The organism is Pseudomonas sp. TWI628 (assembly GCF_039673865.1).
In the GTDB taxonomy this organism is placed as follows: domain Bacteria; phylum Pseudomonadota; class Gammaproteobacteria; order Pseudomonadales; family Pseudomonadaceae; genus Aquipseudomonas.
Genome location: NZ_JBDJMM010000012.1, coordinates 1 through 20,936, shown reverse-complemented (window position 1 = coordinate 20,936; position 20,936 = coordinate 1). Strand labels below are relative to the sequence as shown.

22 protein-coding genes are annotated in these 20,936 nt (G+C 63.3%); 6 read left to right on the top strand and 16 right to left on the bottom strand.

Annotation, left to right across the window (positions count from 1 at the left end; translation table 11 throughout):
- The first annotated feature begins 99 nt into the window (after positions 1–99).
- Positions 100–1,302 carry an MFS transporter gene (locus ABE528_RS11140; RefSeq protein WP_346652965.1) on the top strand — a complete coding sequence of 401 codons (1,203 nt, stop codon included), beginning with the start codon at positions 100–102 and terminating at the stop codon, positions 1,300–1,302.
- Between the two features lie 6 nt (positions 1,303–1,308).
- On the opposite strand, the gene umuD is transcribed toward ABE528_RS11140, so the two are convergent.
- Positions 1,309–1,740, bottom strand: a complete 432-nt coding sequence (gene umuD / locus ABE528_RS11135; RefSeq protein WP_152956159.1) for a translesion error-prone DNA polymerase V autoproteolytic subunit — start codon at positions 1,738–1,740, stop codon at positions 1,309–1,311.
- Between the two features lie 102 nt (positions 1,741–1,842).
- Here umuD and ABE528_RS11130 point away from each other — a divergent pair, with 102 nt between their 5' ends.
- A complete protein-coding gene (locus tag ABE528_RS11130; RefSeq protein ID WP_346652964.1) occupies positions 1,843–2,547 on the top strand; it encodes an SOS response-associated peptidase family protein in 705 nt (234 codons plus the stop codon).
- A 17-nt stretch (positions 2,548–2,564) separates the two neighbouring features.
- On the opposite strand, the gene ABE528_RS11125 is transcribed toward ABE528_RS11130, so the two are convergent.
- The 14 genes from ABE528_RS11125 to ABE528_RS11060 all read right to left on the bottom strand — a co-directional run bounded on the left by ABE528_RS11125 (position 2,565) and on the right by ABE528_RS11060 (position 16,018).
- Positions 2,565–4,370: an ABC transporter ATP-binding protein/permease gene (locus ABE528_RS11125; protein ID WP_152956161.1), complete on the bottom strand. Its 1,806-nt coding sequence runs from the start codon at positions 4,368–4,370 to the stop codon at positions 2,565–2,567.
- A gap of 137 nt (positions 4,371–4,507) precedes the next feature.
- Positions 4,508–4,711 (bottom strand): formate dehydrogenase subunit delta, encoded by a 204-nt coding sequence (locus ABE528_RS11120; RefSeq protein ID WP_152956162.1) that lies wholly within the window; start codon positions 4,709–4,711, stop codon positions 4,508–4,510.
- On the bottom strand, positions 4,708–7,578 hold the full coding sequence (gene fdhF / locus ABE528_RS11115; protein ID WP_346652963.1) for a formate dehydrogenase subunit alpha: 2,871 nt from the start codon (positions 7,576–7,578) through the stop codon (positions 4,708–4,710). The genes ABE528_RS11120 and fdhF overlap by 4 nt, the downstream gene beginning before the upstream one ends.
- Positions 7,575–9,134 (bottom strand): NADH-ubiquinone oxidoreductase-F iron-sulfur binding region domain-containing protein, encoded by a 1,560-nt coding sequence (locus ABE528_RS11110; protein ID WP_346652962.1) that lies wholly within the window; start codon positions 9,132–9,134, stop codon positions 7,575–7,577. Before ABE528_RS11110 ends, fdhF begins: the two co-directional genes overlap by 4 nt.
- Positions 9,128–9,610, bottom strand: a complete 483-nt coding sequence (locus tag ABE528_RS11105; RefSeq protein ID WP_346652961.1) for a formate dehydrogenase subunit gamma — start codon at positions 9,608–9,610, stop codon at positions 9,128–9,130. Before ABE528_RS11105 ends, ABE528_RS11110 begins: the two co-directional genes overlap by 7 nt.
- A 256-nt stretch (positions 9,611–9,866) precedes the next feature.
- A complete protein-coding gene (locus ABE528_RS11100; RefSeq protein WP_346652960.1) occupies positions 9,867–11,024 on the bottom strand; it encodes a glutathionylspermidine synthase family protein in 1,158 nt (385 codons plus the stop codon).
- A 2-nt stretch (positions 11,025–11,026) separates the two neighbouring features.
- Positions 11,027–11,761, bottom strand: coding sequence for a DUF1190 domain-containing protein (locus tag ABE528_RS11095; RefSeq protein ID WP_346652959.1), 735 nt, complete (start codon positions 11,759–11,761; stop codon positions 11,027–11,029).
- A gap of 16 nt (positions 11,762–11,777) precedes the next feature.
- On the bottom strand, positions 11,778–12,203 hold the full coding sequence (locus ABE528_RS11090; protein WP_346652958.1) for a DUF350 domain-containing protein: 426 nt from the start codon (positions 12,201–12,203) through the stop codon (positions 11,778–11,780).
- Between the two features lie 12 nt (positions 12,204–12,215).
- Positions 12,216–12,815 (bottom strand): DUF2491 family protein, encoded by a 600-nt coding sequence (locus ABE528_RS11085; protein ID WP_346652957.1) that lies wholly within the window; start codon positions 12,813–12,815, stop codon positions 12,216–12,218.
- Between the two features lie 162 nt (positions 12,816–12,977).
- The gene (gene sfnG, locus ABE528_RS11080; RefSeq protein ID WP_346652956.1) at positions 12,978–14,072 is read right to left on the bottom strand and encodes a dimethylsulfone monooxygenase SfnG; all 1,095 of its coding nucleotides are present in this window, start codon (positions 14,070–14,072) and stop codon (positions 12,978–12,980) included.
- Positions 14,073–14,231: 159 nt separating this feature from the next.
- Positions 14,232–14,864, bottom strand: coding sequence for a hypothetical protein (locus tag ABE528_RS11075; RefSeq protein WP_152956167.1), 633 nt, complete (start codon positions 14,862–14,864; stop codon positions 14,232–14,234).
- 10 nt (positions 14,865–14,874) lie between these two features.
- Positions 14,875–15,075 (bottom strand): hypothetical protein, encoded by a 201-nt coding sequence (locus ABE528_RS11070; protein WP_256669193.1) that lies wholly within the window; start codon positions 15,073–15,075, stop codon positions 14,875–14,877.
- Between the two features lie 286 nt (positions 15,076–15,361).
- Positions 15,362–15,649: a DUF3077 domain-containing protein gene (locus tag ABE528_RS11065; protein WP_346652955.1), complete on the bottom strand. Its 288-nt coding sequence runs from the start codon at positions 15,647–15,649 to the stop codon at positions 15,362–15,364.
- Between the two features lie 111 nt (positions 15,650–15,760).
- Entirely contained in the window at positions 15,761–16,018 is a 258-nt protein-coding gene (locus ABE528_RS11060; RefSeq protein WP_346652954.1) for a hypothetical protein, read from the bottom strand.
- 479 nt (positions 16,019–16,497) lie between these two features.
- Between ABE528_RS11060 and ABE528_RS11055 the strand changes: the two genes are divergently transcribed.
- The 4 genes from ABE528_RS11055 to ABE528_RS11040 all read left to right on the top strand — a co-directional run bounded on the left by ABE528_RS11055 (position 16,498) and on the right by ABE528_RS11040 (position 20,120).
- The gene (locus ABE528_RS11055; RefSeq protein ID WP_346652953.1) at positions 16,498–18,252 is read left to right on the top strand and encodes a phosphoethanolamine transferase CptA; all 1,755 of its coding nucleotides are present in this window, start codon (positions 16,498–16,500) and stop codon (positions 18,250–18,252) included.
- A 150-nt stretch (positions 18,253–18,402) separates the two neighbouring features.
- Positions 18,403–19,005 (top strand): phosphatase PAP2 family protein, encoded by a 603-nt coding sequence (locus tag ABE528_RS11050; protein ID WP_346652952.1) that lies wholly within the window; start codon positions 18,403–18,405, stop codon positions 19,003–19,005.
- A 155-nt stretch (positions 19,006–19,160) separates the two neighbouring features.
- Entirely contained in the window at positions 19,161–19,664 is a 504-nt protein-coding gene (locus ABE528_RS11045) for a hypothetical protein (protein WP_346652951.1), read from the top strand.
- 15 nt (positions 19,665–19,679) lie between these two features.
- Positions 19,680–20,120, top strand: a complete 441-nt coding sequence (locus ABE528_RS11040; protein WP_346652950.1) for a type II toxin-antitoxin system YafO family toxin — start codon at positions 19,680–19,682, stop codon at positions 20,118–20,120.
- Between the two features lie 124 nt (positions 20,121–20,244).
- On the opposite strand, the gene ABE528_RS11035 is transcribed toward ABE528_RS11040, so the two are convergent.
- Positions 20,245–20,763, bottom strand: a complete 519-nt coding sequence (locus ABE528_RS11035) for a hypothetical protein (protein ID WP_346652949.1) — start codon at positions 20,761–20,763, stop codon at positions 20,245–20,247.
- Between the last annotated feature and the right edge of the window lie 173 nt (positions 20,764–20,936).

Genomic DNA, 20,936 nt, shown 5'->3' with positions numbered 1-20,936 from the left:
TCACAACACCCGGCCAATGCCTCCAGCCACTCATCCGATTTGCATCCTGCGCACAGGCTCCTACAGTTTCGAACTGTGACACCCCCACCGAGGCTCCCGATGCGCAGCGCCGAAAAGTCCGAGCCAGGCAGCACCGCCAAGGCCCTGCAGAAGATCCCCCGCAGCGTCTGGGCGCTGGGCTTCGTGTCGCTGTTCATGGACATCTCCTCGGAAATGATCCACGCCCTGCTGCCGCTGTACATGGTCACCGTGCTCGGTACCTCGGTGGTCGCCGTCGGCTTCATCGAAGGCATCGCCGAGGCCACCGCATCGATCACCAAGGTGTTCTCCGGCGCGCTCAGCGACCGCCTGGGCAAGCGCAAGCTGCTGACGGTGCTGGGCTATGGCCTGGGCGCGCTGACCAAGCCGGTGTTCCCCCTGGCCTCCGGGCTGGAGTGGCTGACCGCAGCGCGCTTCGTCGACCGTATCGGCAAGGGCATCCGCGGCGCCCCCCGCGATGCGCTGGTGGCCGATGTAACCCCGCCCGAGCTGCGTGGCGCGGCATTCGGCCTGCGCCAGGCGCTGGACACCGTGGGGGCCTTCCTCGGCCCGTTGCTGGCGATCGTGCTGATGTGGCTGACGGCGAGCCATTTCCAGACGGTGTTCTGGGTAGCGGTGATCCCGGCGTTCGTCGCCGTGTACATTCTCGTTGCCTTCGTTCGCGAGCCTGAGACGGCGCCCAGCGCGCGGCCGGTACGCTCACCACTGGCATTGCAGGAACTGGCGCGCCTGGGCCCCGCCTACTGGCGGCTGAGCGGATTGGCCATGGTGTTCACCCTGGCCCGTTTCAGCGAGGCATTCCTGCTGCTGCGCGCCCAGGACATGGGCATGGCGCCATTGTGGGCGCCTGCGGTGCTGGTGCTGATGGCCCTGGCCTATTCGCTGTCGGCCTACCCGGCCGGCGCGCTGTCGGACCGCGTGGGCCGCCGTGGCGTGCTGATGATGGGGCTGGCCCTGCTGATCGCCGCCGACCTGTTGCTGGCCCTGCTGCCAGGCTGGGCCGGGCTGGCGCTGGGGGTTGCCGCCTGGGGCCTGCACCTGGGCTTTACCCAGGGCATCTTCGCCGCGCTGATCGCCGACAGTGCACCGGCCAACCTGCGCGGCACGGCATTCGGCCTGTTCAACCTGCTGACCGGGGTGGCGCTGCTGGTGGCCAGCGTGGTGGCCGGGTTGCTGTGGGATGGCGCCGGGTTCCAGGCGACCTTCCTGGTCGGGGCGGGCTGTGCCGGTGCCACCCTCGTTGGGGTGATGCTACTGCGCTAAGCCGGTTCAGGCTGCCGGGTCATGGCTGCGCACACTGAAGGTCACCACGCCCCAGATCATGAAGTCGTCACCCTCCATGATGTAGCGTGGCGCATAGCGCGGGTTTTCCGAGCGCAGCAGCACTTGCCCGGCGACGTGCTGCAGGCGCTTGCACAGCGGCTCGCCGTTGACCGCGGCAATCACGATATGGCCATGGCGCGCCTCGATCGAGCGGTCGACCAGCACCAGGTCGCCATCGAAGATACCGGCACCTTGCATGCTGTCGCCGTCTATCCTGACCAGATAGATATGCGGTGCGCGCAGGTTGAGCAGCTCGTCCAGCGAGATGGGCTGCTCCATGTGGTCGGCAGCAGGCGACGGAAAGCCCGCCGGGACACGGAACAGATAGCGCGGCACGGCAACACTGCCGCCCGTGATGGGACCCAGGATGGAAGTCATGCGACGACCTTGATATTAAACTGTATGCATATACAGTAAACGCCGTAGCGAGTATCCGGTCAATTTCGCCGTAGGATATTTCGACAAGTGGGGGTACATGCCATGTGTGGACGCTTCGCCCAGTACCAGGGCCTGGCCGACTACCTGCGTGAGCTGGACGCCGAGCAGGACGTGATCAGCGGCTACGACAACGTGCCGATCGGCCGCTACAACGTCGCCCCCGGCAGCCGCGTGCTGATCCTGCACCACGCCACCGATGGCCTGCGCATCGACCCCTGCCATTGGGGATGGGCGCCGTTCTGGGCCACCGGCAAGCGGCCGGCACCGATCAACGCGCGGGTCGAGACAGTGACCACCGGCAAGTTCTTCAAGGCCCTGTGGCCGCAAGGGCGGGCCTTGGTGATGGCTGACGGCTGGTACGAGTGGGTGGCCGACCCGCTCGATCCCAAGCGCAAGCAGCCTTACTTCATTCGCCTGAAAAGCCAGGCACCGATGTTCATGGCCGCGCTGGCCGAGGTGCGTGCGGGGCGGGAGCCGAACGAAGGGGATGGTTTCGTGATCATCACTGCGGCGAGCGATGCGGGGATGGTCGATATCCATGACCGCCGGCCCCTGGTGCTGAGCCCGGAGCATGCCCGGGCATGGATCGACCCTGAGGTGCCTGCCGAGGAGGCCGAACGCCTGACGCGGGAGCAGTGCTTGCCGGTCGAGGCGTTCGAGTGGTTTGCGGTGGGCAAGGAAGTGGGAAATGTGCGAAATGAAGGGGCTGAGCTGATCGTGATGCTCGATGCCGAGCATCAGCCCTGAATGTCGCTTGCCACAGGTTAAGCCAGCACCTCCTGCTGGCGCAGCGACCAGCCGCCCTGCCCGTCCACCTCCAGCCGGTGGGTATGGAAGTCGGCCAAGGTGCTGCGATGCCCCACGCTCACCAGCAAGGTCTCCGGCATTTCTTTGCGCAGCAACGCATACATCGCATGTTCCAGCCCTTCGTCCATCGCCGAGGTGGACTCGTCGAGGAACACCACCTGCGGCCGGTTGAACAGCACCCGGGCAAACGCCAGGCGCTGCTGCTCACCGACCGAGAGAATGTTCGACCAGTCGCAGCTCACCGCCAGCCGCTCGGCCAGGTGCGCCAGGTTGACCGCGCGCAGGGCCTGCTGCATGCGGGCTTCATCCTCCGGCTGGCTGTCGGCCGGGTAGGCAATGGCGGTGCGCAGGTCGCCAAGCGGCAGGTAAGGCCGCTGCGACAGGAACAACGCCTGGGTGCCCAGCGGCCGCCGGACTTCGCCCTCGGCATACGGCCACAGGCCCGCCAGGGCGCGCAGCAAGGTGGTCTTGCCACTGCCCGACGGCCCTTTGATCAGCAGCGCCTGGCCACCGTGCAGGCGCAGGTCGAGGTCGGCGATCAGCGCATGGCCGTCCGGGCGCAGCACCTGCAGGCCGATGATCTCCAGCGCCCGTGGCTGGTCTTTGGTCAGCACCCGTGGCAGCGCACTGGCCTGGTCGTTGGCATCGAGGAAGCCGGTCAAACGGTCGAGGGTGGCGCGGTACTGGGCGAAGGTGTCGTAGGACTCACGGAAGAACGACAGCGAATCCTGCACCTGGCCGAACGCCTGGGAGGTCTGCATCACGTCACCCAGCTTGATCGCCCCACTGAAGAAACGTGGCGCCTGAAGGATGAACGGGAACACCACCGCCACCTGGCTGACGCCGAGGTTGAAGCCGCTGAACTTCAGGTTCCGGAACACCAGCGCCCAGACGTTGACGATCAGTGCGCCGAAGCGCCCGAGCAAGGTTGCCCGTTCGACCGGCGCGCCCTGGTAAAAGGCGATGTTCTCGGCGTTCTCGCGCAGGCGCATCAGCGCATAACGGAAGTTCGCCGTGAGTTTTTCGTTGAGGAAGTTCAGGCGGATCAGCGGCTGGCCGAGGCGGAAGGCAATCCAGGTGGCGATCAGCACATAGACGTACACCGCAAACACCATCGCCCGGGGTATCTCGTACCCCGCCACCGTCAGCGGCGCCGACAGGCCCCAGAGGATGCCGGTAAAGGCCACCAGCGAGACCAGCGCGCTGACCGCGCCCAGGGCCAGCGACACCGAGTTGGTGACGAACGCGCTGACGTCCAGTTCGATACGCTGGTCGGGGTTGTCCACCGGTTCGGCCAGGAAGCGGCCGCGGTAGTAGGCATCGCCTTTCATCCATTCGCCGGTCAGGCGCTCGGTAAGCCACACCCGCCAGTGGATATTGAACGCCTGGGTCACGTAGAAGGTGAACAGCGAACGCAGCACATGGATGGTGGCCAGCACCGCGAACACCCCCAACAGGTACCAGAAGGCCGCCTGGTCGAGGGCCTGCAGGGCGCTGTAGAAGCCGTTGTACCAGAACGAGAACAGCACGTTCAGGCGCACCGAGAACAGCGTCAGCACCAGCAGCAGGCCGAACACCAGCAGCGGGCGCCAACTGCGCCGAAAGGTGAAGTACGGCCCCGCCAGCTGCCAGAACTGGCTGCCCCAGCGCGTATAGCGCACGGCCAGGGCAGCAGCAGCGGTGAAGCCGATGAGGGTGATGAACGAGGCGATTGCAAGCCAGCTCAGGCTCTCTTGCAGGGCCTGGTGCCAGTTCATGTCCATAGGAATTATCCGTGACGAGTGTTTCCGCGAGCGTAGCATTGCGGTGGGATTCGTCTTGCATAAATGACGGACATTTCATTTTTCCTGTACTGGCCTTTTCGCGAGCAAGCCCGCGAAAAGGCCGGAACAGGCAAGCCCTAGGCCAGTGCCTCCACCACCTTGGCATCCAGCCCTTCCTGACCATGCTCGGCAATCCACTCCCCCAGCTGCCGGCGCATCGCCGGTGTCCAGAAGCTGTTCAGGTGCTGCCTCACCCCCTGCACCGCCAGCGCCCGATTTGGCTCGCTGTCGAAGTAGTGGGCGATCTGGTTGGCCATCTTGACCAGGTTGTCGCTACTCATCGGCGCACCTCGGCTTCTTGCACAGTGCGACGCTCCTTGAGCAGGCGCCGCTGTTCGTCACTGAAGTCCTGGTAGCGCTTCTGCCATTCCGAGGGGTGGAACACCTTCACCACCTCCACTGCGGTGACCTTGTATTCCGGGCAGTTGGTGGCCCAGTCGGAGTTGTCGGTGGTGATCACGTTGGCGCCGGACTCGGGGAAGTGGAAAGTGGTGTAGACCACCCCAGGGGCCACCCGCTCGCTGACCTTGGCGCGCAGCACGGTCTGCCCCGCACGGCTGCCGATGCCGACCCAGTCGCCATCGTGGATGCCACGGCTTTCGGCGTCGTTGGGGTGAATCTCCAGCCGGTCGGCATCATGCCAGGCGGTGTTGGCGGTGCGCCGCGTCTGGGCGCCGACGTTGTACTGGCTGAGGATGCGCCCGGTGGTCAGCAGCAGCGGGTAGCGGCCATTGACCTTTTCGTCGGTGGGCACATAACCCGTCAGCATGAAGCGCCCCTTGCCGCGCACGAACTGGTCGATGTGCATGGTCGGGGTGCCGTCCGGGGCGGCGTCGTTGCACGGCCATTGCAGGCTGCCATGGCGGTCGATCTCGGCATAGCTGACGCGGTGGAAGCTCGGCGTCAGGCGGGCGATCTCGTCCATGATCTCGGAGGGGTGACGGTAGTTCATCGGGTAGCCCAGGGCATTGGCCAGGGCCGCGGTGGCTTCCCAGTCGGCCTTGCCGGCCAGCGGCTCCATGACCTTGCGTACCCGCGAGATGCGCCGCTCGGCGTTGGTGAAGGTGCCATCCTTCTCGAGGAACGAGCTGCCCGGCAGGAACACGTGGGCGAACTTGGCCGTCTCGTTGAGGAAGATGTCCTGCACCACCACGCACTCCATGGCGCGCAGGGCGGCGGTGACGTGCTGGGTGTTGGGGTCGCTCTGGGCGATGTCCTCGCCCTGGCAGTACAGCGCCTTGAAGCTGCCGTCCAGCGCCGCCTCGAACATGTTGGGGATGCGCAGGCCCGGGTCAGGCTGCAGGGTCACGCCCCAAGCCTGCTCGAACTCGGCACGCACGCCCTCGTTGGAGATGTGCCGGTAGCCGGGCAGCTCGTGCGGGAACGAGCCCATGTCGCAGGAACCCTGCACGTTGTTCTGCCCGCGCAGCGGGTTCACCCCTACCCCTTCGCGGCCGATGTTGCCGGTGGCCATGGCCAGGTTGGCGATGCCCATCACCGCCGTGCTGCCCTGGCTGTGTTCGGTCACCCCCAGGCCGTAGTAGATCGCCGCATTGCCGCCGGTGGCATACAGCCGGGCGGCGCTGCGGATCTGTTCGGCGGGCACGCCGCATACAGGCCCCAGGGCTTCCGGGGCGTTTTCCGGCAGGCTGACGAACTCGCGCCAGCGGGCGAAGTCTTCGGTTTCGCAGCGGGCGTCGATGAAACGCTGGGCCAGCAGGCCCTCGCTGACGATCACATGGGCCAAGGCATTGAGCATGGCCACGTTGGTACCGGGGCGCAGCTGCAGGTGCAGTTCGGCACGCGCATGGGGCGAGTCGACCAGGTCGATACGCCGTGGGTCGATGACGATCAGCCGTGCGCCCTGGCGCAAGCGGCGCTTGAGCTGCGAGCCGAACACCGGGTGGGCGTCGGTGGGGTTGGCGCCGATCACCAGGATGACGTCGGCCTGCATCACCGAATCAAAGCTCTGGGTGCCGGCCGACTCACCGAGGGTCTGCTTGAGCCCATAGCCGGTCGGCGAATGGCAAACCCGGGCGCAGGTGTCGACGTTGTTGTTGCCGAACGCCGTGCGCACCAGCTTTTGCACCAGGTAGGCCTCTTCGTTGGTGCAGCGGCTGGAGGTGATGCCGCCGATGGAATCGCGCCCGTACTTGAGCTGGATGCGGCGGAACTCGCTGGCGGCGTAGGTGACCGCCTCGTCCCAGCTGACCTCCTGCCACGGGTCTTCCAGGCGCTTGCGGATCATCGGCTTGGTGATGCGGTCGGGGTGGGTGGCATAGCCCCAGGCGAAGCGGCCCTTGACGCAGGCGTGGCCGTGGTTGGCGCCGCCGTTCTTGTCCGGGACCATACGCACCAGCTGGTCGCCCTTCATCTCGGCGCGGAACGAGCAGCCAACCCCGCAGTACGCGCAGGTGGTGATTACCGCACGCTCGGGCTGGCCCAGCTGGACCAGGCTCTTCTCGGTGAGCGTCGCCGTCGGGCAGGCCTGCACGCAGGCGCCGCACGACACGCATTCGGAAGCCAGGAAGTTGTCACCGCCGGCCGCTGCCACCCGCGACTCGAAACCACGCCCGGTGATGGTCAGGGCGAAGGTGCCCTGGATATCTTCGCAAGCACGCACGCAGCGGCTGCAGACGATGCACTTGCTGGGCTCGTAGTCGAAATACGGGTTGGAGGTATCCTTCTGCTCCGCCAGGTGGTTGGCGCCGTCATAGCCGTAGCGCACCTCACGCAGGCCGACCTGGCCTGCAACGGTCTGCAGTTCGCAGTTGCCGTTGGCCGAGCAGGTCAGGCAATCCAGCGGGTGGTCGGAAATGTACAGCTCCATCACGTTGCGCCGCAGGTCGGCCAGACGTGAGGTTTGCGTGCGTACCACCATGCCTTCGGACACCGGCGTGGTGCACGAGGCCGGGTAACCACGCATACCTTCGATTTCCACCATGCACATGCGGCATGAGCCAAACGCTTCGAGGCTGTCGGTGGCGCACAGTTTGGGAATGCTGGTGCCGAGCATGGCGGCGGCGCGCATCACCGAGGTGCCGGCCGGCACGCTGATGCTGCGGCCGTCGATGTTCAGGCTGACCTGCACGTCGCTTTCACGGGCGGGTGTGCCCAGGTCGGTCTCGGGATCGAAATAGTTGATCACTGTGCGGCCTCCGTGGTGGTCAGCCCGAAATCGGCGGGGAAATACTTGAGGGCGCTGGCCACCGGGTAGGCGGTCATGCCGCCCATGGCGCACAGCGAGCCGTACTGCAGGGTGTCGCACAGGTCGCGCAACAGCAGGGCCTGGTCATGGCGCTCAGTAAGATCGCTGGTCGCAATCAGCCGGTCGACCACCTCCATGCCACGGGTCGAGCCGATCCGGCACGGGGTGCATTTACCGCAGGATTCCTCGGCGCAGAACTGCAGGGCAAAGCGCGCCATGCTGGCCATGTTCAGGGTGTCGTCGGCCACCACCACGCCGCCGTGGCCGAGCATCGCGCCCATGGCAGCGAAGGCCTCGTAGTCCAGCGGGGTATCGAAGTGGCTGGGCGGCACCCAGGCGCCGAGCGGGCCGCCGACCTGCGCGGCCTTGAGCGGCCGACCGCTGGCAGTGCCACCGCCGTAGCCTTCCACCAGCTCGCGCAGGGTCAGGCCGAAGGCGCGTTCCACCAGGCCGCCGTGGCGGATGTTGCCAGCCAGCTGGAACGGCATGGTGCCCAGCGAGCGGCCCATGCCGAAGTCGCGGTAGAACGCCGCGCCCTCGGCCAGGATGGTCGGCACCGAGGCCAGGGTGAGTACGTTGTGCACCAGCGTGGGCAGGCCGAACAGGCCTTCGAGCGCGGGCAGTGGCGGCTTGGCGCGGACGATGCCGCGCTTGCCTTCGATGGATTCGAGCAGCGCGGTTTCCTCGCCGCAGATATAGGCACCGGCACCGACCCGCACTTGCAGGTCGAAGGCCTGGCCGCTGCCGGCCACGTCGCTGCCGAGGTAACCGGCGTCGCGGGCGATGGCGAAGGCCTGGTTGAGTACGCGAATGGCGTCGGGGTATTCCGAGCGCACATAGATGTAGCCCTTGTCGGCCCCGACAGCGAGGCCGGCGATGATCATGCCTTCGATCAGCAGGAAGGGGTCGCCTTCCATCAGCATGCGGTCGGCGAAGGTGCCAGAGTCGCCTTCGTCGGCGTTGCACACCACGTACTTCTGCCCTGGCCTGGCATCGCGCACGGTGCGCCACTTGATGCCGGCGGGGAACGCCGCGCCGCCACGGCCGCGCAGGCCGGAGTCAAGCACGCTAGCGACCACGGCGGCGCCGTCCATCGCCACCGCCTTTTCCAGGCCCTTGAAGCCGCCGTGGGCGCGGTAATCGTCCAGCGACAACGGGCGAGTGATGCCGGCGCGGGCGAACAGCAGGCGTTGCTGGGTTTTCAGGTAGGTCATTTCTTCGACCGGGCCCAGTGCCAGCGAATGGCCACCGGGCCCACCGGCCAGGGCGTCAAGCAGCGATGGCACGTCTGCCGGGGTGACCGGGCCGAAGCCCTGGCGCCCTTCGCTGCTTTCACACTCCAGCAGCGGCTCCAGCCAGTACAGGCCACGCGAGCTGGTGCGTTGAATCTCGATGGGCAGCTGGCGGCGCTCGGCCTCGGCCTTGATTGCTTCGGCAACCTGATCGGCGCCGACCGCACGGGCGACCGAGTCACAGGGAATGCACAACTTCAGCATGTTTCGCCCTCCAGGCAACCGTTCACCAGCGCCCGCAGGCGCTCAGGGGTAAGCCGTGCATGCACTTGGCCATCCAGTTCCAGCGCCGGCGAGCAGGCGCAGGCGCCCAGGCAGTACACCGGGCGCAGGCTGATGGCGCCGTCGGCGCTGGTGCCGTGGTCATCCAGCGCCAGCTGTTCGCGCAACTGCGCAGCTAGGGCCTCGCTGCCTCGACTTTGGCAGGACTCGGCGCGGCACAGGCGCAAGGTGTGGCGGGCAGGCGGCGCGGTGCGGAAGTCGTGATAGAAGCTGATCACCCCGCGCACCTCGGCGAGGCTGAGGTTGAGGGCGTGGGCGATTTCAGGGACAGCTGCTTCGGGGATGAAACCGACAGCGTCCTGGATGGCGTGAAGGATCGGCAACAGCGCGCCGGGCGTGTCCTTCTCGCGGGCAAGGATGTTCTGGATTACCGGCAGGTGAAGCAATTCATCAGGCATACAGCGGACCTCGGCATCACGGCCCCTGCCTGAATTGTTGTGAAGGGCAGGTATCCGGCGTGTTCTGCTGCGGCACACCGGCCACGTCACGGTGGCGTGGGCGCGGAGGCCTCCTTGCCGATGGCCGTGCGTCTGCGCGCACTGGGCTCAAGGGCATCCCACAAGCATGGCACTTGTGGCGCCGGAAGGTTGTGTGCGAACGACCAGGCGCATCCTGAAACCGACCTGAGGATTTTTGCGGGTGTTGCAGGCCTGCTCAGCCGATCACCACATGGGGCAAGAACCGCGAACTGTCCTTGGTAATCAACGAATCATCCTCGCGGATGCCAATCCCCGAAGCCCTGCCACCAACCACCCAGGACCCGATCAGGGTATAGCTGTCAGCAAACTTTGGCAGTGGCGCAAAACCCTGCAGGATATAGGGCGCATCATCGTATGGCCCGTCCTCGAAAACCCGCTCCCCCTCGGCGGTGCGGATATCCACGTTGGCCCCCTCCCGCGAGAAATACGGCTTGCGTACCCAGCCCTTGGGGACCGGTGACTGCGGGCGGTCGTCGACAAAAGCCGGCAACAGGTTCGGATGGCCTTCATGCCACTCCCAGAGCAATGGCAGAATGCCTTTGTTGGAAATCAACGCCTTCCAGGGAGGTTCGACGAACTGCGTGTCGCACCCTGCAATCGCCTGGCCGAAGTCCTCGTGGAAGATGTGCTCCCAGGCATGCAACTTGAACAACCGCGCAATCGCCCGCCCCTGCAGGTCGACGAAGCGGCCCTCGCCGGTCAGGCCGATGTCCTCCAGGTCGATATGGCGGGTGCGGATGCCGGCATGCTCGGCCATCTTGCGCAGGAAATCGGTGGTGCCGCGGTCCTCCAGCGAACCGGAGATGGTCGAGAAATAAAAATCTCCATGCCCAGGCATTGCGGCAAATGCCTGTACCAGGTCTTCGGCCAGGGTATTGAACTGGCTAGCCTCGGCGGGCAGCACGCCCCGCTGGATCTGCTCTTCCAGCCAGATCAGCTGGAATGCCGCAGCTTCATAGAGGGAGGTGGGCGTGTCGTAGTTGGCCTCGATCAACTTCGCCGGGCCGTTGCCGTCGTAGCTGAAATCGAAGCGCCCGTAGAGGTGCGCCTGGCCTTCCAGCCATGAGCGGCGCACCAGGTCGAAGAAGGCTGGCGGGATCGCCAGGCGCGCCATCAATGCCTCGCTTTCGACGATGCGCCCTACCGCGTCCAGGCACATCGCGTGCAGCTCTGCGGTCGGGCGTTGCAGGTCATCCACCACCTGGGCTTCGCTGAACTGGTAGTACCCACGTTCGTCCCAGTAACGCTCACCATCGATCGTGTGGAAGGCAAAGCCCTCGCGCAGGGCAGTCGTGCGCCAGTCGGGACGCTCCGCCAGTTCGACCTTGCGCATGCTTACCCCCCGAAGAAACTACCGGATCTGCCGCCCCAACCGCTGCGCGCAGTAGCCTGGCCGCCGAAACCACCCCGGGTGACCGAGGCCGAGGTCGCGGAACGCGATTCGTTGCGGCTCGAGCCGCCGTAGCCGCCACCGCCACCGCCTCCACTGGAAGAATTACTGCTCTCTTCGTCCTGCTTCACGCGCTGGATGCCGCCACCGGTGGCACCGTAGCGCTGGCCAAGCAGGCCGTGCCGCTGGCCTGCACCGTCGCGGTAGGCATACAAGGGTTGCGCGTTGTAGCGACGGCCGGCGCTGTTGCCCATCTGCGCCAGCAGCATGCCGGCCACTGCGGCAGTGGCCACATGGCCATAGCCACCGCCCTGGGCATAACCCGCGTCGAGCTGAGACTGCGTCACCTCAGCGCTGGTCTGCAGCTCGAAGCCACTCATGCGCGGCATGTAGCGGCCACCTACGGTGATCTGGCAACCGTCCGGGGTAAACTGCGCCTCGCACTCCGCCTGGGTGAAAAACGTCGGCGCATTGCGCTGGTAATCCGCCAGCGCCCGCTTGAAGGCATCGTTGCAGGCGGGTTCCGGCACCTGGTCGGCGACGCAGGCGGCAACGCTGTCGTAATTGCTTTGCTGGGTGACCGTGTACAGCTCTTCCTGCGGGCCGCACGCGGTCAGCGCCAGCGGCAGCGAGCCGGCCAGCACCAGCTTGACGGAGCTACGTCGAATAGTGGGCTTCATGGGGGCTCCTTGCACGTCAGACGGCTGGGGTCATGCAGGCCGAGTTGAGGAAGCCCACGCTGATTGCCACGCTGGCGGCGTAGATGGCCGCAGCCAGTTCACCCTTGGCGATGCGCCTGGACAGGTCGCGCAGCACCAGGCTGGTGAGGCCAAAGGCGAGCAGCTGCACCACGGCCGCGATCACCACCCAGGCGACGAAGTCGAGAATGCTCACGCTGTAGGCGATGATGTTGCTGGCCGGCAGCGAGAAACCGATCAGCGAGCCACCCAGGGCGATGGCCGCCGCCGGATTGTTTTCGCGGATCAGCGAAAACTCGCGGTGGGGCGTAATGCGCGTGTAGATGAACTGGAACAGCCAGAACAGCGCCAGCGCCACACTGATATAGAGGATGAAACCGGTCACTGCCGAAGCGTTGAGTGACAGGCGAAGCGCGTCGAGCATGGTGAATCCTTGTCAGGTTACGTTGAAGTCCGTGGGGAACAGGGTGACGCCCAGCGAGGTGGTGAAGGTGAGCGCGCCATGCTCATCTTCTTCGAGGGAAAACAGCAGGAATTCGCGACGGTCGATCAGGCCCGTGTCGCGGGCATACAGCATCGACAGGTGCTGGACGCCATAGCACGCTTGCGGGCTGACCACCTGCTCATGGAACTGGACCAGTTCAGCCTGCCCCTGGGCCTGGCCCCATTGGCGGGAGTAGAGGCAGCCTTCATGCGTGTAGATCGGCAGGCCAACCTTGGACAGGCAGCCGACCAGGCCCTGCCGGTGCGCTTCGTCGCGCACGGCAATGGCGCTGTGGTAGCCGAACAGCACGGTATCGCCCGGCTGGCTGCCGTGCATCAGCACTTGCAGCCAGTAATCTTCATCGTCCAGGTAATAACGCAACAGGCGTACAGACTGGCCAAGGTCGACTTCGCCGCAGGCCCACACCGTTTCCGGGCCGGGGAGCTGGAGGTCAGAGTAACCGTCGAACAACGGCTCGAGCGTGGGGGCAGGCGTGAAAGTACTGCCATTGCGCAGGCCGAAAGGCGGGCTGGCCCGATTGAAAAGCGACATCAACTACTCCCTGGGGTCGCGGCGTTCCTTGCTGGGGGCGACACCTTAACGGGTTTCACCATCAGGGCCAACACTGATGGTGTGAGCATTCTTGTCGCTGGAAATGAGATGTTACTGCCTCATCGTCGGCTTGCCGGCGATGCCCCCAGAGTGCTGCACAGTTCAAGCGACAGCCTGCACCTCTGCATTATCTGCCTCCAGCGCCCTTACCAACGGCAATACCTGCTCGCCGAAGTACGCCACTTCCTCCTGGAAATGCAGGAAACCGGACAGAATCAGATCCACCCCCACCGCCTTCAACGCCACAATGCGCTCGGCAATCTGCCGGGGCGTGCCGATCAGGTTGGTCTTGAAGCCGTCGTTGTACTGCACCAGGTCCTCGAAGCTGGACTTGGCCCAGTTGCCCTCACCTTCCGGGCTGGCGGAGCCGGCATGCTTCACTTCATGCCCAAACGCCTTCACTGCCTCGGGGTTGGCCTTGTCGATGATCTCCTGCAACACCGCCCGCGCCTGCTCCTCGGTATCGCGGGCGATGATGAACGCATTCACCCCGATCTTCACCGAATGCCCGTTGGCAGCGGCCTTGGCACGGATGTCATCAACCTGCGCCTTGATCCCTTCTACCGTATTACCGTTGGTGAAGTACCAGTCGGACACCCGCGCCGCCATGTCCCGCGCCGCCCGCGAACTGCCGCCTTGGAAGATCTCCGGGTGCGGCTGCTGCAGCGGCTTGGGCTTGAGGTTGTAGTTGCGAAAGCGATAGAAGTCGCCGTTAAAGGTGAAGTTGTCTTCGGTCCAGATGCCCTTGAGTGCCCGGATGAATTCTTCGGAGCGACGATAGCGTTCGTCATGGTCCAGCCACGGCTCGCCAATGGCATGGAACTCGCCCTTGAACCAGCCCGACACCACGTTGATGGCGACACGGCCATTGGTGAACTGGTCGATGCTTGCCAGCTGCTTGGCCGCCAGCGCCGGGTTCCACGGGCCTGGCAGAATGGCAGCGATGACCTTGAGCTTTTCGGTAGCGGCCAGCAACGCGTGGCTGATGGTGACCGATTCGTGCTGGTTGTCGGCGCCGTAGCCGGCGGTGAAGCGGATCTGTGACAGGGCGTAGTCAAAACCGGCGCGCTCGGCGATCTGCGCCAGCTTGCGGTTGTAGTCGATGTCCCAGCGGGTTCGCTGCTCGATGGTGCTGACCACCAGGCCGCCACTGACGTTGGGGACCCAGTAGGCGAATTTGATCGGTTGCTGGCTCATGCGGGTGCTCCTTGGCAGGACTTGAGAAAGTCCAGGGAGCGGAGCAGCAACCGTGCCAGGGAAAATGTGCTTTCAGTTCAACGAGATGGCGAAAAGGGTTGAGAGCGTTGTCTGCCTGCAACAAGGCAAGCTGCTGAAATACTGTTCGCCTGCCAACACTTAAACCGCTAGCCGAGCCAGATGCTGCAAGGTATGGATTACCTTCTGGTCCCTCACCTCCAGCACATCGGCTTGAATCCGTGCGATGACCGACTTGAGCAGCTCGGTCTGATTCATATGGGTCTGCTGCTGCAGTGCCATGAAATCATCTGCCATGTACGGGTTAACCTTCATCGACAGACGCCGGGTCGAGGTGGAGGGCGCTAACCCACACTCGCGCCGATGCCGCTCCAGGCCCTGGATAAAAGCTTCATGCGCAGGCTGCAGCTGGTCACTCTGGTGGCTCTGTACCAGCAGCTGAAAATAATGGGCGAGGAACAGCTTGCGCAGATTTGCCCCAGCCTCGCAGCTGACCGCATGCATGGCAGCATCCAGCACATCGAGGTAAACCGCGGGCAAACGCGCTTCGATGGATTTCAGTTGCTGCTTGCGCGCCTCTCGAATGGCGGGCGTGGATTGCGGAGGAATGGCCACTACGGTATCGCAATGGCTGCATACGCCCACAAGAATATCCTTGGCTACACCCTGGCCATCACTGAACGGTACGTCCCGACGGGCGTAGTGCGTTTGCACCACGGCCTGGCAATGCTCGCAAAGTGCCTTGCCGGTCTCCCCTTCGAACAGGATCTTCATGATCGGATTCTCATTGGTGAACACTGATGAACCAGGTGTCTGGTTCGATGAAGTAGAACTTGATGTACCACCCCAGCCGCTTGATCACATGGACCTCAATAGCGGCGACGCTGTGGTGAGGGCTGCTGCTGTAGTGGGCCCCCTTGCAGAAACGGATGATGTCGGCAACCTCACTGGCAGAAACGGCCCCTGAGGCCAGCAGGTTTTTCACTTCGATATCACCACGAGAAACGTGCAGATACTGGCCTCACTCAAGAGCAGCAATCACTGCCCGCCTGGCCTCCCTGAAGCCAATTTCCATAACTCATCCTTGTCGATACGAAAATCATCGTACAAAACCCGAATCGATGCTACCCCTTGATAAGCCGAGACGACCAACGGCACCTCGGCCAAGCAGTGAAGTGAATCCAGAGTACCTGATGAACTATGGTCGCTTTGTACGAGCGACGGCGGGCTGCAACTTTGCGGAATGTGTCGAATGCAGCTGGCACACTGCTTCAGTGGGCCTTCAGCATTCCCATGTGCGCATCGTCCATCAGTGCCTTGGCCATCTCGCACAGGTAGTGCGAGGCCCAGACCAGCGCGGGTTCGTCGTCCATCACGCCGATGAAGGAGGCGCGGCGCGAGCAGTCCATCAGGACAGAGGCCTGCGCCATGGCGTGGTCGCAGCAGTTGCCGGGTTCGACCCGGAACAGGCGTTTGCCTTTGGCCACGCCTTCCAGGCAGGTGGCCGAGCCGACAGTGGTACCAAGCCTGGCGGTTGCTTCGGGGAGTTCCTTGTCCATTCTCAATCCTCATTATTTGCTGAGGCTGATGGCCTCTTCGCGGGTGAACCCGCGAATGCGGTTGCCCAGGCAACCCATCTATCCGAGCCATCAGCCGAATGGGCCAGCGCCTCAGTGCAGCGTGTACGCCTGCCGAGGCCGCTTTAACTGCACCTGCGCAATCGCCGACTCCAGCAACGTGCGCACGGCCTCCATCTCATGAATCATCGATAGCGTCATGACGGTGGCGGGTGACTTGGGCAGCGTGGTGACGGCCTGCTGGGCCACGGCCAGGCCGCAAAGCAGGTATTCGGTGGCTTCGACCAGCGTGTCTTCGAGGTAGTGGGAGGCATCGGGGACGAAGGGTGGGTCAGGTACTATTTTGAGCATGGCGAAAATCTCTAGTTGAACTGAAAAAATCGCCACCTGCTCACTTGCAGATGATTGGGTGGCGGCTACGTACAGGCCTGCAAGACCAGGTCAACTAGAAACCCCGGCTGATCCGAAGATCACCCGTACGTAGCCACCATGAAACGCAGCCGGACGCGAAACGCGATCAGCTGATGGTGGCATTCCTAGTGAACCCACAGGCTTGCAGACCTGGCCATTGAATTTGCAACGGCACCGCCAGCCTAGGGAGCTCAGTTTCCCACCGCAATGCCCCAAAGACTGATTCAGACCGGTCCTACAAGCTAGAGGAATAATCTGTTTCTACATTTGTAGGAACCACCCACCCAAACCCCATCTGAAATAATTTGTTAAGACTTTTTGCATATTTCGTTAACGTAATTTTCACGATCCGCTCTCTAGCCTCTCTGCCTTTCCGGCAGCCCCCATTCTGGTTGCCGCCATGGTTCTACGAGGCACACGTGGCAAACACCGCATCCCCATCCGCGCCCAAGCGCGTGGACTGGGCCGGCCTGGGCTGGCTCCTGCTGTTCTTCTGGTACTTCTCGGGCGTCACCCAGGCGCTTCTGCTGTTCAGTGGCACCACCGGTTTCGCCGGTTTCCGCGATGCCCTGTTCCTCAGCACCCTGTGGTTCGTCCCGGTCCTGCTGCTGCCACGCCTCACCCGCACCCTCGCCGCCGTTATCGGCGTGGTGTTGTGGGCCGCCTCGCTGGTGGGCTTGAGCTACTTCGGCATCTACCACCAGGAATTCTCGCAAAGCGTCATCTTCGTGATGTTCGAGTCGAACACCGCCGAAGCGGGCGAATACTTCAGCCAGTACTTCAGCATTGGCCTGATGCTCGGCCTGCTGGCCTACACCGTGGGCGCCGTACTGCTGTGGACGCGTGTGCGCCCGGTCACCCTGCGCCTGCGCAGCCGCATCCCGGTGGTGGTGCTGTTGCTGGTCGCCAACCTGGTGCTGCCGTTCTACAAGCAGATGGTCACCCAGGAACGCAACTTCGCCGATGCGGCGGAGAAAGTGCAGCAGCGCATGGAACCTGCCGTACCCTGGCAGCTGGTGGTCGGCTACCGCCAATACCTGCAACAACTGAACAACATGCAGAGCCTGCTGGCTCAGAACGCCGCCCTGCCGCCCCTGCAGAACCTGCAGGACAGCAGCGGCGACGCCCCGCGCACCCTGGTGCTGGTGCTCGGCGAGTCGACCACCCGCGAGCACATGCACCTGTACGGCTACAACCGCGACACCACCCCCAACCTGGATGCCCTGGCCGCTGACAAGAGCCTGACCGTATTCCAGAACGTGGTCACTCCGCGCCCCTACACCATCGAGGTGATGCAGCAGATCCTCACCTTCGGTGACGAGGAGCACCCCGACCGCTTCCTCACCGACCCGTCGCTGATCAACCTGATGAAACAGGCAGGCTACAAGACCTTCTGGATCACCAACCAGCAGACCATGACCAAGCGCAACACCATGCTCACCACGTTCTCGCAGCAGACCGACGAGCAGGTGTATCTGAACAACCAGCGCAACCAGAACGCCAGCCAGTACGACGAAGTGGTGCTGCCACCGTTCGACAAGGCCCTGAAGGACCCGGCGCCGAAGAAGCTCATCATCGTCCACCTGCTGGGCACGCACATGGACTACCGCTACCGGTACCCGGACGCCTATCAGCACTTCACCGATCGCAAAGGTGCGCCGGCTGCACTGACCGATGACCAGGTGGAAACCTACAACTTCTACGACAACGCCGTGCGCTACAACGATTTCGTGGTGTCGAGCCTGATCAAGCAGTATGCGGCGACCACGCCCAACGGCTTCCTGCTGTACCTGTCCGACCACGGCGAAGACGTATACAGCTCCGGCAACCACGACCGCCTGGGCCGTAACGAAGGCGCGCCGACCCGGCCGATGTACACCGTACCGTTCCTGCTGTGGACTTCACCGAGCTGGCAGGCCGAGCACCCGCGGGACCTGCAGTCGATGGCCAACCGTGCCTACAGCAGCTCGCACCTGATTCATACACTGTCGGACCTGGCAGGCTTGAGCTACGACAAGTACGAGCCGGCCAAGAGCCTGGTGAACGCGCAGTTCGCGCCAACGCCACGCTGGATTGGCGACCCGTACCGCAAGGATGGGTTGCATGAGTTCGACCAGCTACCGCAGGACACGGCGGAGCAGACTCAACAGACTGCGGCCAATTCCCAGCAGTAACGAGCGGACGGCTATGCACCGCTCTGAAGGCCGATGGCGAGGTCCCTGATCACGCCTTCGGCCTTTTCTTTATCCAGTCGCTGCGCACTGCATGCAAGCAGCTTTACTTGAATCAATACAGCGTCTGAACGCGCGGCGGGGCAACACACCATGGGCGAATTCGAAGCATTCAACCGCTCCCTCTTCCTGCTGATCAACGCCGGCAGTGACACGCCGCACTGGCTGGTCCTGCTCGCCATTGGTATTGCCAAGGGGCTGATCTTTCTGCTTCCCGTGCTGATGCTGGGCTTCTGGGTGTGGGGGCACCGTGGAGAACGCAGACTGGTGCTCAAGGCGACGCTGATTACAGTGATTGCATTGGTCGTCAACCAGGTGATCTGGGCCGTCTGGCCGCACCCAAGGCCGTTCATGATCGGCTTGGGGCACACGTGGATGCTGCACGCACCTGATTCGTCTTTCCCGAGCGATCACATGACCGTGTTCGGCTGCATCGGCTTGACCTTGCTGCTGGATGGCCTGTCGGGCTGGGGCGTGATCATTCTGCTGACCGGGCTCAGTGTCGCCTGGGCGCGGGTGTTCCTGGGCGTGCACTTCCCGCTCGACATGGTGAGTGGGATGGTCGTTTCGTTCTTGGTTTACTCAGGGTTCTCGCCAGTCTGGCAACGTATCGGCCGGCCTGTCACCGAGCTGGCGGAGCGCTGCTATCGCAGCCTGATGGCGGTGCCGATCAGGGCGGGCTGGCTGAGGGGCTGAACCCCAGCCTTATCGCACGGTTCTACTGCAGTAGCCCGAAGCGCCATGTTTATCGTTTTTACAATTTCGTGGCGCGCCATCCATTGACTCTCGCTCGTTGAGGTCGATAATCGCCTTCCGAATTCAGCGAATCCGCTGGGCAAATGGAGGTTCACATGGCAATCAAAGCGGCAGCACCGGCGCTCATCGTCGCCGCGCTCGCGTTGGTCGGTGACTACTCCACCCTTTCGCGCCAAGCCGGCACTCGTGAGGTTCGTGAAGCATGCGCGCCTGCGTCGGGCCTTTCGAATCTTGGCAGCGTCATAGCCAACGTCACTGAGGGATGGCTCAAGCTGGATTCAATCTACGCAAAAACCGTTGCCGCTCTTGTGAATGCAGATACGTTCGACGAAGGCAAGTACCTCAAGAACATCGAGTTGCTCAAGGCCGTGAGGCAGTTGGAAAACGACCTGAAAGGTGCCAACGTACCCGAAGTGTTTAACAGCGAGCATTTGGCGTTACGCCGAGCGGTGGCCAAGGTGCGCACCAGAATGGTTGCCATCCATGGGCTCTATCAACAGTTTTCCGTCACCCCGGACGTATTCCGGAGTGAGTTGAGTGGCGAGGGTCTTCGAGACCTGGCTGACCACACCACACTCAGGCTCGGCCACCTGGCCTAAGGTAACGGCAAACGGATGTCGATTGAGGTTGCTTTCCATCCTGAGACATTTGAAGCCTTTTTCGCCCCCATCGACGCAAAGCATCCTGGCTTATCCAGGCGCTTGAAAAGCGAATTCCAGCGTTACATCGAGTCTGGACGGCAATCCATTCCCTCCCTGTTTGGACGCGACGTACCCTACACACAGCCGCCTCTGGCACTCCAAGCCTGCATGATGCACATCCATATACGAATTCCGCCCGCCGTCTTCCCCAGAAATGTCCCGCAGCGGGATAGGGTTTGCAAAGAGGGCAAGCCTGGAGAGGATGCTGCGTTACTGTATGTGCCTGGCGAGTTGTACGAGGATCGATACCTGTTGCTCGCTTTTTTCTGGCCAGATGCGCATACCAAAGCTCGTGATGACACTGCTATGCGTTATCTGGCGCGCCTTGCCAAGGAATGGCGAGAGGCTAACTGACTAGCAAGGCGTGAAACCCACCAACCATCACCACCCCACACGCTAGACACACCGAATTGGTAGACTACGCCAATTCCACACCCCCACCGGTAACCTGCGATGAGGCCCGCCAGGCCACTTCGCATCAGTGCTGCGCGGCTTTCTTACGCTCCACCTCATCAATGTGAGCCAACCCAAAGGGGTCGAGGCAGTCACCTGTCAGGGCCAGCATCTTCTTGTAATGCTCGCGCAACATCGGCGTTTTCGAGTCCCCCTTGATCGCCAGCAGATAATGGGCGTCGGCTCGGAACTGGTCCAGCTCCAACTGCACCGGCCTCATGCTCTCAGTGAACGTGCCCAGCGGCCGCTGTGTGTCCAACGCAGGGGGCTTGAACGACTTGAAGCACAGTGAGTTCAAGGCCGGTAGTGGGTACTCCTGCTCAAAGGGGTCAGGCTTGTCCAGCGCCGCCTGCAACTGCTCACGCATGCGCAGCGACTGCGGGTCGTCGAACTGGAAACGCACGAAGCCCTGGTCGCAGTCACGCAGTACCGCTACCGCACCGGCAAGCAGACCTTGATCGGCTGCGAGCTGGTAGAGGGCGCAGGCCTGAGCATGCTTGGCCACATATTGCCCAGGCTGCAGAATCTTGCGGGCCTCTTCCATGTTGCCAAGCACATAGGTGGCAACGGCATGGCCACCGTCGCTGGCCTTGTGCAGTTCGGCTTCGAGAGGGTGTCAGAAATTTTGTGTTCGGGCATAACATGAGTAAGAGGTGCATGTATGCCAACCAAAAAGAAACCCTTGCGTGACCTGCCCAAAATCCCCAAAGAGCTGCT

Excerpts from the sequence above, each read along its gene's own strand:
- ABE528_RS11140 (WP_346652965.1), top strand. The coding sequence starts at position 100 with ATGCGCAGCGCCGAAAAGTCCGAGCCAGGCAGCACCGCCAAGGCCCTG.
- umuD (WP_152956159.1), bottom strand. The coding sequence starts at position 1,740 with ATGACTTCCATCCTGGGTCCCATCACGGGCGGCAGTGTTGCCGTGCCG.
- ABE528_RS11130 (WP_346652964.1), top strand. The coding sequence starts at position 1,843 with ATGTGTGGACGCTTCGCCCAGTACCAGGGCCTGGCCGACTACCTGCGT.
- ABE528_RS11125 (WP_152956161.1), bottom strand. The coding sequence starts at position 4,370 with ATGGACATGAACTGGCACCAGGCCCTGCAAGAGAGCCTGAGCTGGCTT.
- ABE528_RS11120 (WP_152956162.1), bottom strand. The coding sequence starts at position 4,711 with ATGAGTAGCGACAACCTGGTCAAGATGGCCAACCAGATCGCCCACTAC.
- ABE528_RS11110 (WP_346652962.1), bottom strand. The coding sequence starts at position 9,134 with ATGCTGAAGTTGTGCATTCCCTGTGACTCGGTCGCCCGTGCGGTCGGC.
- ABE528_RS11105 (WP_346652961.1), bottom strand. The coding sequence starts at position 9,610 with ATGCCTGATGAATTGCTTCACCTGCCGGTAATCCAGAACATCCTTGCC.
- ABE528_RS11100 (WP_346652960.1), bottom strand. The coding sequence starts at position 11,024 with ATGCGCAAGGTCGAACTGGCGGAGCGTCCCGACTGGCGCACGACTGCC.
- ABE528_RS11095 (WP_346652959.1), bottom strand. The coding sequence starts at position 11,761 with ATGAAGCCCACTATTCGACGTAGCTCCGTCAAGCTGGTGCTGGCCGGC.
- ABE528_RS11090 (WP_346652958.1), bottom strand. The coding sequence starts at position 12,203 with ATGCTCGACGCGCTTCGCCTGTCACTCAACGCTTCGGCAGTGACCGGT.
- ABE528_RS11085 (WP_346652957.1), bottom strand. The coding sequence starts at position 12,815 with ATGTCGCTTTTCAATCGGGCCAGCCCGCCTTTCGGCCTGCGCAATGGC.
- sfnG (WP_346652956.1), bottom strand. The coding sequence starts at position 14,072 with ATGAGCCAGCAACCGATCAAATTCGCCTACTGGGTCCCCAACGTCAGT.
- ABE528_RS11075 (WP_152956167.1), bottom strand. The coding sequence starts at position 14,864 with ATGAAGATCCTGTTCGAAGGGGAGACCGGCAAGGCACTTTGCGAGCAT.
- ABE528_RS11065 (WP_346652955.1), bottom strand. The coding sequence starts at position 15,649 with ATGGACAAGGAACTCCCCGAAGCAACCGCCAGGCTTGGTACCACTGTC.
- ABE528_RS11060 (WP_346652954.1), bottom strand. The coding sequence starts at position 16,018 with ATGCTCAAAATAGTACCTGACCCACCCTTCGTCCCCGATGCCTCCCAC.
- ABE528_RS11050 (WP_346652952.1), top strand. The coding sequence starts at position 18,403 with ATGGGCGAATTCGAAGCATTCAACCGCTCCCTCTTCCTGCTGATCAAC.
- ABE528_RS11045 (WP_346652951.1), top strand. The coding sequence starts at position 19,161 with ATGGCAATCAAAGCGGCAGCACCGGCGCTCATCGTCGCCGCGCTCGCG.
- ABE528_RS11040 (WP_346652950.1), top strand. The coding sequence starts at position 19,680 with ATGTCGATTGAGGTTGCTTTCCATCCTGAGACATTTGAAGCCTTTTTC.
- ABE528_RS11035 (WP_346652949.1), bottom strand. The coding sequence starts at position 20,763 with ATGGAAGAGGCCCGCAAGATTCTGCAGCCTGGGCAATATGTGGCCAAG.